General features: G+C 37.4%; 16 protein-coding genes. 13 read left to right on the top strand and 3 right to left on the bottom strand.

Annotation, left to right across the window (positions count from 1 at the left end):
- Positions 1-72: 72 nt before the first annotated feature.
- Entirely contained in the window at positions 73-885 is an 813-nt protein-coding gene (locus BM143_RS14875; RefSeq protein WP_090025410.1) for a M48 family metallopeptidase, read from the top strand.
- A gap of 84 nt (positions 886-969) precedes the next feature.
- Here the strand turns inward: BM143_RS14875 and BM143_RS14880 are convergent, their stop codons facing one another.
- Positions 970-2,592, bottom strand: a complete 1,623-nt coding sequence (locus BM143_RS14880) for an ABC-F family ATP-binding cassette domain-containing protein (protein ID WP_034725916.1) — start codon at positions 2,590-2,592, stop codon at positions 970-972.
- Between the two features lie 193 nt (positions 2,593-2,785).
- Between BM143_RS14880 and smpB the strand changes: the two genes are divergently transcribed.
- The 5 genes from smpB (at position 2,786) to BM143_RS14905 (ending at position 7,508) form a co-directional block, all read left to right on the top strand.
- Positions 2,786-3,244 (top strand): SsrA-binding protein SmpB, encoded by a 459-nt coding sequence (gene smpB / locus BM143_RS14885; RefSeq protein ID WP_034725913.1) that lies wholly within the window; start codon positions 2,786-2,788, stop codon positions 3,242-3,244.
- A gap of 77 nt (positions 3,245-3,321) precedes the next feature.
- Complete coding sequence (locus tag BM143_RS14890) at positions 3,322-4,818, top strand: OmpA family protein (protein WP_090025202.1); 1,497 nt, start codon at positions 3,322-3,324, stop codon at positions 4,816-4,818.
- Positions 4,819-4,912: 94 nt separating this feature from the next.
- Entirely contained in the window at positions 4,913-5,653 is a 741-nt protein-coding gene (locus BM143_RS14895; RefSeq protein ID WP_034725909.1) for a YebC/PmpR family DNA-binding transcriptional regulator, read from the top strand.
- A 58-nt stretch (positions 5,654-5,711) separates the two neighbouring features.
- Positions 5,712-6,536 carry a UDP-2,3-diacylglucosamine diphosphatase gene (locus tag BM143_RS14900; protein WP_090025204.1) on the top strand — a complete coding sequence of 275 codons (825 nt, stop codon included), beginning with the start codon at positions 5,712-5,714 and terminating at the stop codon, positions 6,534-6,536.
- Complete coding sequence (locus tag BM143_RS14905; protein WP_090025206.1) at positions 6,537-7,508, top strand: glycosyltransferase family protein; 972 nt, start codon at positions 6,537-6,539, stop codon at positions 7,506-7,508. It begins immediately after the preceding gene.
- Here BM143_RS14905 and BM143_RS14910 read toward each other — a convergent pair.
- A complete protein-coding gene (locus BM143_RS14910; RefSeq protein WP_090025208.1) occupies positions 7,497-7,787 on the bottom strand; it encodes a GNAT family N-acetyltransferase in 291 nt (96 codons plus the stop codon). The genes BM143_RS14905 and BM143_RS14910 overlap by 12 nt on opposite strands.
- Before the next feature lie 211 nt (positions 7,788-7,998).
- Positions 7,999-8,745, bottom strand: a complete 747-nt coding sequence (locus BM143_RS14915) for an RDD family protein (RefSeq protein ID WP_090025209.1) — start codon at positions 8,743-8,745, stop codon at positions 7,999-8,001.
- A gap of 27 nt (positions 8,746-8,772) precedes the next feature.
- Between BM143_RS14915 and BM143_RS14920 the strand changes: the two genes are divergently transcribed.
- From BM143_RS14920 to BM143_RS14950, 7 genes are all read left to right on the top strand, one after another.
- Positions 8,773-9,756 carry a stage II sporulation protein M gene (locus BM143_RS14920; RefSeq protein ID WP_090025211.1) on the top strand — a complete coding sequence of 328 codons (984 nt, stop codon included), beginning with the start codon at positions 8,773-8,775 and terminating at the stop codon, positions 9,754-9,756.
- Positions 9,740-10,702, top strand: coding sequence for a DUF4013 domain-containing protein (locus BM143_RS14925; RefSeq protein WP_090025212.1), 963 nt, complete (start codon positions 9,740-9,742; stop codon positions 10,700-10,702). Before BM143_RS14920 ends, BM143_RS14925 begins: the two co-directional genes overlap by 17 nt.
- Positions 10,695-11,492, top strand: a complete 798-nt coding sequence (locus BM143_RS14930; protein ID WP_090025214.1) for a DUF4129 domain-containing protein — start codon at positions 10,695-10,697, stop codon at positions 11,490-11,492. The genes BM143_RS14925 and BM143_RS14930 overlap by 8 nt, the downstream gene beginning before the upstream one ends.
- A gap of 14 nt (positions 11,493-11,506) precedes the next feature.
- Positions 11,507-12,664, top strand: coding sequence for a hypothetical protein (locus BM143_RS14935; protein ID WP_090025216.1), 1,158 nt, complete (start codon positions 11,507-11,509; stop codon positions 12,662-12,664).
- Positions 12,665-12,856: 192 nt separating this feature from the next.
- On the top strand, positions 12,857-13,888 hold the full coding sequence (locus BM143_RS14940) for an AAA family ATPase (RefSeq protein ID WP_090025217.1): 1,032 nt from the start codon (positions 12,857-12,859) through the stop codon (positions 13,886-13,888).
- 96 nt (positions 13,889-13,984) lie between these two features.
- Positions 13,985-14,335, top strand: coding sequence for a four helix bundle protein (locus tag BM143_RS14945; RefSeq protein WP_090025219.1), 351 nt, complete (start codon positions 13,985-13,987; stop codon positions 14,333-14,335).
- Between the two features lie 49 nt (positions 14,336-14,384).
- Positions 14,385-15,707 carry a DUF58 domain-containing protein gene (locus tag BM143_RS14950; protein ID WP_090025220.1) on the top strand — a complete coding sequence of 441 codons (1,323 nt, stop codon included), beginning with the start codon at positions 14,385-14,387 and terminating at the stop codon, positions 15,705-15,707.
- Positions 15,708-15,724 lie beyond the last annotated feature (17 nt).

The raw sequence follows: 15,724 nt of genomic DNA on the forward strand, positions 1-15,724 counted from the left end.
ATTAAGGATGAACTTGACTTACTGAATGTTAAAAAAAATTATCTATCTTCGCGGTCCAAATTAAAAATGATTATGAAAAAAATGACTCTCTGCCTTTTATTCTTAGGGGCAATGAATGCTGTATCAGCACAGAAAATCAATCTTGGAAAAGCTGCAGGTATTGTTTCGAAAGGAGCAAAAGCCCTTACGTTTACCAATGAAGACGCCGTGAAACTGTCTAAAGAATCTGTGGATTGGATGGACAAAAACAACGAGGTTGCAGGTCCGAAAGATCCTTATACGGTAAGACTGAACAAACTTTTCGGAAAGCACAAATCTCAGGACGGACTTGCCCTGAACTATAAAGTGTATAAAGTAAAGGACATCAACGCTTTTGCCTGTGCAGACGGAAGTGTACGTGTATTTTCTTCTTTAATGGATATCATGACGGATGAGGAGCTTTTGGCTGTAATCGGACATGAGATCGGACACGTGAAAAACCAGGATACTAAAGATGCGATTAAATCTGCTTATTTAAAGGCAGCGGCATTGGATGCGGCATCATCAGCTTCCGGAACAGTAGCAGCACTGAGCGAAAGCCAGGTAGGAAAAATGGCCAATGAATTTCTGGATGCTTCTCACAGCAAAAAACAGGAATCTGAAGCAGATACGTATTCTTATGACTTCATGAAAGCGAACAGCTATAATGTAGTAGGAGCGTATTCAGCATTCAAGAAACTGGCTCTGCTTTCTGAAGGAAGTACTCAGACCGGTTTTCAAAAAATGTTCAACTCTCACCCTGATAGCGAAAAAAGAGCTCAGGCTATTAAGAAGAGAGCAGAAAAAGACGGCTTATGGAAAGACCCGGGAACGGTAGCTCTTCCTAAAACGAAGCTTACGAAATAATTGAATTTACATTATAAAATAAAAATTCCTCAAAGTTGTCTTTGAGGAATTTTTTTATGTAAAGTTGAATGTGATCTTAAGAAATTAAGAATACATTTTTTCTCTAAGTTCTTTTACTTTTTTGTCAGCAAGGTATTCATCGTACGTCATTTCTCTGTCGATGATTCCTGTAGGAGTCAATTCGATGATTCTGTTACAGACCGTCTGAAGCATTTCGTGGTCATGAGATGATAACAGAAGGTTTCCTTTGAAGTTAGACAATGAGTTGTTCAACGTTGTGATACTTTCAAGGTCTAAGTGGTTGGTAGGTTCATCTAATAAAAGAATGTTTGCTTTCTGAAGCATCATTCTGCTGAACATACATCTCATTTTTTCACCTCCTGAAAGTACTGTACAGGATTTCAGAGCTTCATCACCAGAGAAAAGCATTCTTCCTAAGAACCCTCTTACGAATTCCTCGTGACGCTCTTCGTCGTTTTTAGTGAATTGTCTCAACCAATCTACCAGGCTGATATCTTCCTGGAAGAATTTTGTATTATCCAATGGCATGTGAGATTGGTTAGTCGTAACTCCCCAAGCCACAGTTCCCTGATCTGCCTGAACATTTCCGGCAAGAATTTCGAAAAATTCTGTGATGGCTAAAGAGCTTTTAGAAAGAACAGCAACTTTATCTCCTTTTTTAAGGTTTAAGTCGATGTTTGAGAATAACAATTCTCCGTCTTTAGTTTTTTCAAGACCTTTTACATCTAAAATCTGATCTCCGGCCTCTCTCTCCATTTCGAAAATAATGGCAGGATATCTTCTTGAAGATGGCTTAATATCATCGATGTTTAATTTATCGATCATTTTCTTTCTCGCTGTAGCTTGCTTAGCTTTTGCAACGTTTGAGCTGAATCTTGCGATGAAGTCCTGAAGTTCTTTCTTCTTTTCTTCCGCCTTTTTGTTAGCCTGAGCTCTTTGTCTTGTCGCTAGCTGAGAAGCCTGATACCAGAAAGTATAGTTACCTGTATAAAGGTTAAGTTTCGCATAATCTAAATCTCCGATGTGCGTACAAACCGTATCCAGGAAGTGACGGTCGTGAGAAACCACAATTACTGTGTTTTCGTAATCTGCAAGGAAATTTTCTAACCAGGCTATTGTATCAATATCAAGGTCATTCGTAGGTTCATCCAGAATCAGTACATCCGGATTTCCGAAAAGCGCCTGAGCCAAAAGGACTTTTACTTTGTCCTGATTCTCAAGTTCACTCATCATCTGCCAGTGCATGCCATCTTTAATTCCAACGTTTGAAAGCATCGTCTGTGCATCAGATTCTGCAGTCCATCCGCCCATTTCATCATAGATTACACCAAGCTCACCAGCTTTGATCCCGTCTTCATCAGAGAAGTCTTCTTTAGCATATAAAGAATCCATCTCTTCTTTTATTTCGTATAATTTTTTATTACCTCTTAAAACAGCCTCAAGAACAGTAAATTGATCGTAAGCAAAGTGATCCTGCTCCAAAACTGACATTCTTTTTCCCGGCTCCAAAGATACATGTCCTGTAGTTGGATCCTGCTTTCCTGTTAATATTTTAAGGAATGTAGATTTCCCCGCACCGTTTGCTCCGATAATCCCGTAGCAGTTTCCTTTGGTAAACATAATATTTACCTCGTCAAAAAGAACTCTTTTCCCGAATTGTAAAGATAAGTTAGATACTGTTAACATATAGTTTTGTAAATTTGGCGCAAAATTACGAAAAGAATTTGGGTATTTCGTAATAATGTAATAGTCAAGTTTTTAAATGTGGGGTATTTTTTCTATATTTCATTAATGAAATTAAATCAGAAAAGAGTCCCGTAATACACCTTAGTGAAGGATTGGGCCGTCCAGTCCAATATAATTACACGAATTTTTTAAAATGAAGATCGAAAAAACAGTCAGTATATTAAACAGAAGAGCCCGTTTTGAGTATGAAATCCTTGAAGAATATGAAGCCGGGATGGTTTTGACGGGTACGGAAATAAAATCTTTACGCTCATCCAAGGCGTCTATCACAGAATCCTTCTGTCAGTTTATTGATGGGGAGTTATACATTATTAATATGATGATTGATGAGTATAAACTGGGAACTTTTTACAATCACAAAACAAAAAGGGAACGGAAATTGCTGTTGCACAAAAAAGAATTGCAGAAACTTGAAAAGAAGTTAAAGGATGCAGGGAACACCGTTATACCTCTTAAGTTATATATCACAGACAAGGGGAAAGCTAAAGTCTTGATTTCGCTTGCCAGAGGGAAAAAACTCTTTGATAAAAGGGAAGCGATAAAAGATAGAGAAAATAAACGTAACCTGGATAGAATATTAAAGAAAAGTTAAAAATCATTCAAAAAACTTTGTTTATAAAGAAAAATTATATTTATTTTGCATTATCAATTATTTAATCATTTAATTCTATGAAAAATCTAAAATTAGGAATTTCAGCATTGGCGCTTACTGTTGCCTCTACTGTCTTCGCGCAGACTACCAACAATCCGTGGTTGATCGGGGTTGGTGCTCATGCGGAAAATCACAAGGCACAGAGTAACAACTTTAGTAATACGTTCTCTGCTAATAATTTAACGAAGACGATGTTCAATGTGAACAACTTCTCTATTACACCTCCATTATCTAAATTAACAGTTGCTAGAAACATCGGTAAAGGTTTAGTTATCGACTGGCAGACTTCTGTAGGTAATGTAGATAACAAGAGATTCAACATGGGGAAAGAATTTTTCCTTATGACAGGTCTTGGTTTCCAAGCTAAAGCAGCTGGTCTTTTATGGAATGAAGAATCTTGGTTCGATCCATATTTAAGAGTTGGTGCTAACTACTTGAGACATGATTATACTGCACTTACTTTCCCAAGAAACGATTACAGAGGTAATTCTGTTGCTAACGGAGATGGTGGTAACGAAAACGGTAAAGCTAACCACTTTACAGTTTCTACAGGTGCTGGTGTTAACTTCTGGGTAACTAAGAACTTCGGTCTTGGTGTACAAGGTGACTATGTGTCAACTCCAGGTGATAAATCTAATGTTGCTAACTTCTGGCAAGCTTCTGCATCGATCTTATTCAGATTCGGTAACAGAGATAGAGATAAGGATGGTATCCTAGATAAAGACGATCTTTGTCCAGATACTCCAGGTCTTCCAGAATTCCAGGGATGTCCTGATACTGACGGTGACGGAGTTCCAGATAAAGACGATCAATGTCCAGAAGTAGCTGGTCCAGTTGAAAACAACGGTTGTCCTTGGCCAGATACAGATGGTGATGGTGTTATCGATAAAGATGATGCTTGTCCTACAGTTGCAGGTCCTGCAGAAAACAACGGTTGTCCTTGGCCAGATACAGACGGTGACGGAATCTTAGATAAAGATGACGCTTGTCCTACAGTTCCAGGTCTTCCAGAATACAACGGATGTCCTAAGCCAAAAGACGTTATCGCTAAAGAAGCTACAGGTGCTCTTAAAGATATCTTGTTTGATTTCAACAAAGCGACTATCAGACCAGAATCTAGCGGTAAATTAGATCAAGCTGCTTCAATCATTAAGCAGTCTAACGACGGTACATTCTTAGTAACTGGTCACACAGATAAGAAAGGTGCTGATGCTTACAACTTGAAACTTTCTAGACAAAGAGCTGCGTCAGTAGTTGGTGCTCTAGAAGCTAGAGGTGTTAGCGGAAATCAATTGAAGTCTGTAGGAGTTGGTGAAAGAGACGCTACTGTTTCTGAAAAAGCTTCTGATGCAGATAGAATTGTTGACAGAAAAGTAGTTGTTGAAGCTATCAACGGTGCTGCTTGGGATGCACTTAAGAAATCTGATCTAGAAGTTGTAGAGAAGAAAACTGTAGTGAAAAAAGCTAAAAAAGCTCCAGCTAAGAAAAAAGCTGCTGCTAAAAAGAAAAAATAATTAATTTTTCTAAATAATAAATACCTCCAATTTTTTGGGGGTATTTTTTTTTTGTTGACTTTTAGTTAATTTTGTTGAAAATTTAAAAATTAAAATGGGAAGAGCATTTGAATATAGAAAAGCTTCTAAGATGGCCAGATGGGATAAAATGGCCAAAACTTTCTCTAAGATTGGTAAAGACATTGCACTGGCTGTAAAGGCTGGAGGAACAGACCCTGAAGCCAACCCGGCTTTAAGAAGATGTATCCAGAATGCCAAGGGTGCAAACATGCCTAAGGATAATGTAGAAAGAGCTATCAAAAAAGCAGGGGGTGCTGATGCTGAAAACTATGAAGAAATTACGTACGAAGGATACGGACAGGGTGGAGTCGCATTCTTCGTAGAATGTACAACCAATAACCCTACAAGAACCGTAGCCAACGTAAGAGCGATCTTCAATAAGTTCGATGGTAACCTGGGTAAAAATGGAGAGCTTGCTTTTATCTTCGACAGAAAAGGTATTTTTACTCTTGATTTATCTCAGATCAAAATGGATTGGGATGATTTCGAAATGGAAATGATAGACGGAGGGGCAGAAGATGTGGAAAAAGATGAAGAGGAAGTAATGATTACGACAGCTTTTGAAGACTTCGGATCACTGTCTCATAAATTAGATGAATTGAAAATTGAGGCGAAAAGCGCAGAACTTCAGAGAATTCCAAACAATATCAAAGAAGTGAATGCAGAACAGTTCAAAGCCAATATGAAAATGCTGGAGCGTTTCGAAGACGATGATGATGTACAGAATGTGTATCACAACATGGAAATCACAGAAGAGTTGATGAACTCGCTGTAAAAAAATAATATAGCATTCATATACAGTTAACTTTCAATTAGTTTCTTTGTATAAAACTATGAAAAGAAACGTTGAATTAGTTGTCATATCGGATGTTCATTTGGGAACTTATGGATGTAAGGCTAAAGAGCTGTTACGGTATCTCAATTCTATCCAGCCTAAAACATTAGTTTTGAACGGCGATATTATCGATATCTGGCAGTTTAAAAAGTCTTACTTCCCTAAACCTCATTTGAAAGTAATTAAAAAGATTCTTTCATTTGCTACTAAAAATACACAGGTCTACTACATTACGGGCAACCATGATGAGATGTTCCGGAAATTTACGGATTTCGAACTGGGTAAACTGAAAGTCTGCAATAAGATCTGTCTTGATATCGATCAAAAAAAGACCTGGATATTTCATGGCGATGTTTTCGATGCATCAGTACAGCATTCTAAATGGATTGCAAAACTAGGCGGAAAAGGCTATGATCTCCTGATTGTCATCAATAATGTGGTCAATTGGTTTCTGGAGAAAATGGGCAGAGAGAAATATTCATTTTCAAAGAAGATCAAAAACAATGTAAAAAAGGCGGTGAAGTATATCGGGGATTTTGAACTGACTGCTTCCGAACTGGCCATAGACAATCACTACGATTATGTGATCTGCGGGCACATCCATCAGCCTCAGATCCGTGAAGTCATCAATAAAAAAGGATCATGTACCTATCTGAATTCCGGGGACTGGATAGAAAACCTTTCCGCTCTTGAATACCATGATAAGGAATGGAAAATCTTTTATTATGACGACCACAAAGATTCACTTAAAGACGACGAAGTAGAAGAAATCCAGGACATGGACAGTTCTGAACTTCTGAAAATAGTAACTAATTTTTCGTAAATGAAGGTTTTGTATGCATTTCAAGGGACAGGGAACGGCCATGTGGCACGGGCACAGGAAATTATTCCTATTCTCAAAAAATATGCTTCAGTTGACACATTGATCAGTGGTCATCAGTCACAATTAAAGGCTGATTTTGACCTTAATTATCAATATCGGGGGATTTCTCTGCTTTACAACAAAACAGGCGGTTTATCCTATCGCAAAACGTTTACCGAAAATAAATTTCTTGAAGCGGCGAAAACAATCCGGGAACTGGAGCTTTCACAGTATGATCTGATCATTAATGATTATGAGCCTCTCACCGGTTGGGCAGGGAAATTAAAAAAGCTGCCGATGATCGAATTGAGTCATCAGGCTTCCATGAGCTTTGCGGAAACACCAAAACCGAAACATAAAGATTTTCTGGGTGAATTGATCCTGAAATACTATGTTCCGAGCGAGAGAAAAATAGGTTTCCACTTTGAAAATTACCATCCGCAGATCAAAAAACCTGTGATCAGACATAAAATCCGAAACCTTAATCCCGATAAAAAAGGCTATTATCTCGTTTATCTTCCGAGTTTTGCAGACGAAAATATCATCAAGGTTCTGAAACAGATTCCTGTACAATGGAAAGTGTTTTCAAAACACAGCAAAGTACAGGTGAAAGTGAAAAACGTAGAAGTTTTCCCAATCGATGAGATGCAGTATCTGAAATATTTTGAAAGCTGTGACGGAATCCTTTGCAATGCCGGTTTTGAAACTCCTGCAGAAGCGCTTTTCTTGGATAAAAAACTCTTTGTGATCCCGATTCATAATCAGTACGAGCAGGAATGCAACGCCTGCGCTCTGGATCTGATGGGCATTCCGAACTCCAAAGTATTAAAACTTCAGGAAATTATGGAATGGGTCGCTTCAGATCATCACTTAAAAGTAGATTATCCGGATGATATCGAGGAGATTCTCGTGAAAGATGTTTTAGCTCTTTAGAAAAATATCATCCACATCACTCATTCTGGTCATTACGGCTCTTGCATAAGAACAGTGCGGGTAAACTTTCCAGTTGTTTTCTCTTGCAAATTTTATGGCCTCCTCAACCAGGTATTTCCCCATTCCGCGCCCTTCGAATTCCGGATGTACCAATACGAATGAAATAATAAATTTACTGTCCTCAGGAAAAATAGTATACGTCAATCTTCCTACTTCTTTGGTTTCGTTGTTCAGCGTAAGGACGCCACCGTTTCCTGATTTATTGTTCTCAAATTTCATAATGCTAAGCTTTGGTATTTAAAGATACAAAAATTGCACCGACAGGGATTATGGGTAATAGGCAATGAGTAACAGGGAAATGTCAATAGTGAATTGTGAATCTGCTTCACAGTCAATTTTTTAACTTGAGTAAACAGGAGAACTTTTTTACCATTATTAATTAACCATTGACCATTGACTCGCGTAGCGAAATTGACCATTGATATGCTCATCAATTCTCCTTCCCCGTATAATAGTTATAATCCTTGATCACCACATTAATAAACTGTCTTTCCGTCATCTTCGGATCAATTTCCAGTTTTAAAATACTTTTGATCTTATCTGAAAGTTTAGTGATGATCTGTCTGTCATCCACTTTCAGGGCTTTGGTGTAATTATCTTTAATGATCCTCATATCATTGTCACTTAACGCGATGACCTGAGGGAATGATGGAACATAATCTTCGTTGATATTTTCCAGAATAGTGTGGGAAATATTGATGTTGTTCTTTAAAGAAATCACAGCGGTACCGGAAGCAATATCACCCAGACGCTGATTGTTTTTAGAAGCAATCATTGAGATTAAACCTACGACACCGGCGGCAGTCGTATCGATCAACCGGAACATCCATCGGATCAGATAGTCGCCGAAGCTGGCCTGATAGCCGTCAATTTTTACCACCCTGATCTTCATGAGTTTTTTTCCGGGAGTCTGTCCTTCCATAAGGCTTTCCAGAACTACAGGATAAATGTAAACCGGAAAAGTCAGGACAATATAAACTGCCATGATGGACCACTGATCCAGCCCATCCAATAAATACCCAAGATCCAAAATGTTGAAGAAAAGATAGAGGACAATAATGACATAAGCCACCTTGATCAGGAAATCAATAATGAAGGCAAGCATTCTTTCTCCGACACTTGCAATATTAAAGTTAATATTTACATTTTGTGAGGTATTTATCGCAATTTGAGACATAATTTTTATTATTTTAGCCTTACAATTATGAGAGAAGTTTATTTCATTAAACAAAATAAAGAAAAATGGTTGGGAATTGAACAGGTTATTCAAGGGAAAGTAAAAAAAAATCCTGATGACCTGTCTTCGCTGTATATCAACCTGATCAATGATCTTTCATTTGCACAGTCCTATTATCCTAAAAGTAACACTACGGTTTATCTGAACCATTTGTCTTCGCAGATGTTCCAGAAGATTTATAAAACCAAAAGAGTAGAGGAGAACAGGTTGATGTATTTCTTCAAAACAGAAGTTCCCCTGTTGGTGTACCAGTACAGGAGATACCTTTTGTATGCTTTTCTGTTTTTCATTCTTTTTACAGCCATAGGAGTGCTTTCCGGAGCGTATGATAAAGATTTTGCAAATATTATACTTGGTGAAGAGTACGTCAACGAAACCATAGAAAATATTAAAAAAGGAAATGCTGTAGGCGTTTACCAGAGCGGTTCCACATGGGGAAGTACCATTGGAATCATTTTCAATAACATCAGAGTGGGTGCTAGATTGTACATTTACGGAGTTACTGGAGGCGTTGGAACTTTGTATGCTTTGCTTTCGAACAGCGTTATGCTCGGTTCTTTCCAGTATTTTTTCTATGATTACGGAGCTTTGAAAGACAGTGCAAGAGGAATTTGGCTTCACGGTGTTTTTGAAATCTTTGCAATGGTGGTAGAAGCGATGTGCGGATTGATTTTAGGAGCAAGTATCCTGTTTCCGAGAACTTTTTCAAGATTTAATTCCTTTAAAACAGGTTTTAAGGATTCGTTTAAGATTTTCCTGAGTACCATTCCGTTTACGATCTGCGCAGGAATTATTGAAGGATATGTCACAAGACATGCTTTAAAAATGCCACTGGTTGTCAACTTAGCATTAATCATCACATCACTGGCCATTATAGGATTTTACTATTTCGTTTATCCTTCGGTGGTTTATAAAAGAATTAATACCAACACCAATGATGCAGTTTTATAAAAAAAGAGAATTTGGAGCTTTCATCAGTGACAGCTTTAATTTTTTCAAATTATACGGAAAAAATTATTTTAAAAATTATATTCTGATCAACGGGCTGCTGTTAATCCTGACAATTGCTGTAGTGATTTTTGGGTTCAGAGAGATCATCGGACAATTGGTTGGTGGAAATCTCAACGGTGAAAGTTATTATTTTGAAAAATATTTTTCAGATAACGCGGGAATGCTTACGATAGTGGGAATATTGATTTTCGTGCTTTTTGTCCTTCTGGGAATTGTCAATTACCTGTATCCTGTTTTTTATATGAAAAGAATTGCTGAAGGCGCTCAGAAGGTAAAAACAGATGAGATACTGAGCGATTTCAAAACCAATGCAGGACGGATCTTTAAAATGTGTCTGGGAATGCTGTTGATCGTACTTCCGGTGACAATGATTGTCTTAGGATTTTCCTATCTGCTGCTGCTGATCGTTATCGGTTTTTTCCTGATATTGCTTGTATACCCTACAGCATTCAATGTTTCTGCATTTTTGATGTACGATTATTTTAATACAAAACGGGGCTTTTTTGAAAGCTTAAGTTATTCCATAAGATCCCAGTTTTCCTACCCGAATGGAAATGAAAAATCTCCGTACTGGAAATATTGGGGAGCCTCCATTATCATGTTCATCATTATGTACATGATAACGTCCGTATTTACATTTGTTCCAATAATATTTATGTACGGATCTATTCTTACCTCTGCTCCGGACGGGAATTTTGAAGCAAATCCTTTTACGGGAGCAATGGGGATTATTCTCTTTTTATTTTATGGAGTTTCCATTTTAGCATCATTAATCCTTTCCAATCTGATGTATATCAATGCGGGGTTGATGTATTATGACAGCAGGACAGACCTGCACACGAAAATTGAACTTGAAGAAATAGAAACCATCGGTATTAATGAATAAATTCCTGCTTTTTCTGCTGATCTTTTTCTCCATTTGTCCTGTTTATGCACAGGATGAGGATGGAGGCGAAACGGTGGAAGATTATATCGTAGATTCTTTAGGAACGGGACATTACAGGAATATGCTCCGTGCAGATTCTGTACTTATCCTGAAGCCTGTTTCAGAAAATACGCTCTACCCGAAAAAGTTCAAAGAAAATATTCAGTCCAGATATAAAGGAAATGAATTTGATTATTCGGTATCGAAACCGAAAGAGTCTTTCTTCCAAAAGCTGATGCGCAAGATTGACAGGATTTTGCAAAGCATGTTTGGTGAGACTGTTTTCACTAATTCTGCACAAATTACCACCATTTTAATCCGCTTATTTGCCATTATTCTGGTAGGATTTCTTCTCTATTTTATCATTAAATTTCTTCTTGGGAAAGATGGAAATCTGTTCTTCGGAAAGAAAAATAAAAAAATAGACATCAATGCCGAGGAGCTTCATGAGAACATCCATGAAATCAATTTTCCGGAAAGTATCGCTAAATTTGAAAGAGAAGGAGATTACCGCTCGGCAGTCCGTTACCAGTTTCTATTTATCCTTAAAAAGCTGAGTGATAAAAAACAAATCAACTGGAACCCGGAAAAGACCAATAAGGACTATGTTGCAGAACTGAAAGACGGCAATCTGAAAAGTGAATTTTCGGGTCTGTCTTATATTTTTGATTATGTCTGGTACGGAGAATTCAGTATTGACGAACAAAGCTATCTCAAATTTAAAAACCAGTATCAGGCATTTAAGCCGTAATTAAACTATTAATCATGAAAAAAACCTTCAAAATATATGCTGTGATATTCATCGTTGTGATGGTTATTCTGGCGTTGTTTGAAGTCAATAAAAAAGAAAGAATAAGCTGGCGTAAGAATTTCAATATTGAAGAGAAATCTCCTTTCGGACTGTTTGTTTTTAATCATGAAGCCAAAGATCTTTTTAAAAATAACCTGAGAAAAATAGAAGAGGCACCTTACGACTATTACAGCAGAAACAAAAAGGGAGCACACAATATCGTGGTCATTGAAAAGGAATTAGATAAGCAGTCCTGGAAAAAAATTCTGGATCAGGTATCAGGTGGTTCAGATGCAATGATTCTGATGAGCCGTGTTCCAAAAGATATTTCAGACACCATTGGTTATCATAGCGCAGATATTTCTTTTGCAGAAGAAAATGTATTGAAACTTACGGATAAAGAATACCAGAATGATTTTATTAAACTGGATAAATTTCCTTCAGGGAGAGGCTTTTCGTATATCAAACCTAAAGTGGAAGTACTGGGAAAAACGGTAGAAAAAGATAATTCGGATCAGGCTAATTTTATTAAAGTCAGTTTTGGAAAAGGAACCATCTATGTTCACAGTGAACCGCTTTTCCTTACCAATTATTATCTGCTGAAACCGGGCAGTATAAAATATGCACAGGATATTTTTTCTTATCTTCAGGATAGGGAAACCATCTGGTTTGTGGAAAATGACACCAAAGTTTCACGCTTCTTTATGAGGTTTGTGCTTTCCAATCCGGCATTGAAGTATGCGTGGTGGGTACTTTTGGGAGGACTTGTCCTGTTTATTTTCTTTAATGCCAAAAGAAAACAACGCATAGTACCTGTTGTAGAGCCGTTGAAAAATACGTCCTTAGATTTTGTAAAAAGTATTGGAAATCTTTATCTTCAGGAAGGAGATTTTCATGATATGATGGCTAAAAAAGGCCAATATTTCCTGAACAAAGTAAGAATGGATTTCCTGATCGATACCCAACATCTGGACGAAGAATTTGCCAAAAAACTTCACCTGAAAACGGGTAAAACAATGGAAATGATCCATGAAGCCATAATCCTGATTAAAAAAGGCCAGGATCCCTATGCCGACGTCATGAAAGAAGACCTCACCAGAATGAATAAGCTTCTTGATGAGATTTTGAGATAAGGTATTAATGTAACAATGTAACAATGTAACAATGTAACAATGTATATTGGTAAACTGTTAGACTGATACATTGGTACATTATAAAATTAAGTAAGAGTCCCAACGGGACGATTTAACAAAAGATCGGATGAAGTCCGATATATAAAGTAGGATAAATTAGACCCATAGACTAAAAACCACAAATAGAAAATTATGGACAACCTTGAAAATCAAAACGTAGAAAATAAAAGTTCTATCAATCTAAATAAACAGGAAGATCAGTTTCAGTCGAGAATTGATATGATCGAGCTTCGCGCCAGCTTAGAGAAGGTCAAAGCTGAAATAGCCAAAGTTATTGTCGGTCAGGAAAGCATGATCGAACATCTTATCGCGGCACTTTTATCAAACGGGCATGTCCTGATTGAAGGAGTTCCGGGAGTTGCAAAGACGATTACAGCAAAGCTTCTCGCCAAAACAATAGATGTAGGCTTCAGCAGAATTCAGTTTACACCGGACCTTATGCCTTCGGATATTTTGGGAACTTCAGTTTTCAGTGTAAAAAACTCCGAATTTGAATTTAAAAAAGGCCCTATCTTTTCCAGTTTTATATTAATTGATGAGATCAACAGATCCCCGGCGAAAACCCAGGCAGCCCTGTTTGAGGTCATGGAAGAGAGACAGATCACAATGGATGGAATCCGTTATATAATGGATGAACCATTTCTGGTTGTAGCAACTCAAAACCCGATAGAGCATGAAGGAACTTACAGACTTCCTGAAGCACAGTTGGACCGTTTCCTATTTAAAATCAATGTAGGATATCCAAATCTGGAACAGGAGATCGCTATCATCAGAAACCAACACGAAAGCCGAAAAGAAGATAAGACGGAAGGAGTGAACCGTGTCATTACGGCCGAGCAATTAAAAAGCTATCAGAATCTGGTAAAAGAGATTATTGTAGAGACTCATTTGATGGAGTATATTGCGAAAATCATCGTCAATACAAGAGAAAACCAGTTCCTGTATCTGGGAGCTTCTCCAAGAGCTTCTCTGGCATTGCTTACAGCTTCAAAAGCTTTCGCAGCGATGAGAGGAAGAGACTTTGTAACCCCCGAAGACATCAAAGAAGCAAGCTACGCCGTATTAAGACACAGAGTCATCGTTTCTCCTGAACGCGAAATGGAAGGTTTAACGGCAGATGAAATTATACGTCAGATCTTAGAGGGAATAGAGATTCCTAGGTAGATCGTAAATATTAGGTGGCAGATAATAGGTTGCAGGTCGCAGACTATGGCTGTCTGGTGATGAAGTATTGATTGCTTTCAATAAATTTTGTATAGTATGGCAAATTTTAAGGAACTTTTGGTTTGGCAGAAATCTATTGATTTTGTTACAGAAATTTACAGGATTACCGGATCTTTTCCTAAAGATGAAATGTATGGCCTTATTTCACAGATCAGAAGAGCCTCGGTTTCTATACCATCAAATATTGCTGAAGGAAACTCCAGAAGAAGCAAACCTGATTATCTACAATTTTTAAAGATAGCGAGAGGAAGTTGTGCTGAAGTTGAAACTCAATTAATCATCTCTAAAAATCTTAATTATTTAAATGAAGAAAATTATAAAAAATTGAATGAACATATTATCGAAATTTCAAAAATGCTGAACGGTTTAATAAACTCTCTACAATAAGTATCACCAAGAACCTGCAGCCTAATATCTGCAACCTGTTACCTAAAAAATGAAAAACCTATACATCAATACACGATTTTTCTTTTCGCTCATCGGAGTGGGGGTACTGTATGTCCTTGCTTTTTTCTTTTCGGTTCTGATGTGGGCGGCTCACATTGTTTTGCTGATTTGTTTTCTGGCGGCAATGGTAGACTATCTTTTATTGTTTAATCAGAAAAAAGGAGTGCTTGCCCAGAGAATACTTCCGGAAAAATTATCGAACGGGGATGAAAATTTTGTGAAGATTGACATTAAAAATAATTACAGTTTTAAGATCAGTACAAAAATCATTGATGAGATTCCGTTTCAGTTTCAAAAAAGAGATTTTTTAATTAAAAAAAGTATAGAACCCGGTAGAAATACCTATTTCCAATATAGCCTGGAGCCGAAGGAGAGAGGAGAGTACAGTTTCGGAAACCTGAATGTATATGTTTCTTCACCATTGGGATTTATTTCAAAGAGATTTAATTTCCAGAAAGATGCAATGTTGCCTGCCTATCCGTCTTTTGTACACCTTAGAAAATATGAACTGATGGCACTGCAGAGTGAATTTATGCTCGGTGGAATCAAAAAGATTAGAAAACTGGGACATACCATGGAATTTGAGCAGATCAAAGAATATGTTCCCGGAGATGATATCAGAACCATCAACTGGAAAGCTACGTCTAAGACCAATCGATTAATGGTCAATCAGTTTCAGGATGAAAGATCACAACGGATTTTTATTCTGATCGATAAAGGCAGGACCATGAAGATGCCTTTCAACGGATTAAGTCTGTTGGATTATTCAATCAACGCTGCAATGGCTCTGTCTCATATTATTCTTAAAAAAGGCGACCGTGCCGGAATGATGACCTTCTCTAAAAAAACAGAGAATAAAGTCGCAGCAGAAAATAAATCCGGACAGCTAAGGAAGATCTCGGAAGCTTTGTATAATATTAAAACAGATTTCTTTGAAAGTGATTTCAACCGCCTTTATCAGGATGTAAAATACTCTCTGAACCAGCGAAGTCTTGTTTTGTTATTTACCAATTTCGAAACACTTGATGGATTAAACCGTCAGTTGAAATACCTCCGAGGAATAGCCAAAAACCATCTTTTGGTGGTTATATTCTTTAAAAATTCAGAATTACAGACCCTTATTCAGAAGAATCCTGAAAATATGCAGGAGATTTATGATGAAATCGTTGCCGAAAAATTTGAGTTTGAAAAGAAACTGATCATTCAGGAGCTCAGGAAGTATGGGATTTACACGGTATATACCCTGCCTGAAAATTTAAATATCGACGTTATCAATAAATATCTTGAGATAAAAGCGCGGGGAATTTTATAATTTTGCATTCATAAATC

The organism is Chryseobacterium oleae (genome assembly GCF_900115055.1).
In the GTDB taxonomy this organism is placed as follows: domain Bacteria; phylum Bacteroidota; class Bacteroidia; order Flavobacteriales; family Weeksellaceae; genus Chryseobacterium; species Chryseobacterium oleae.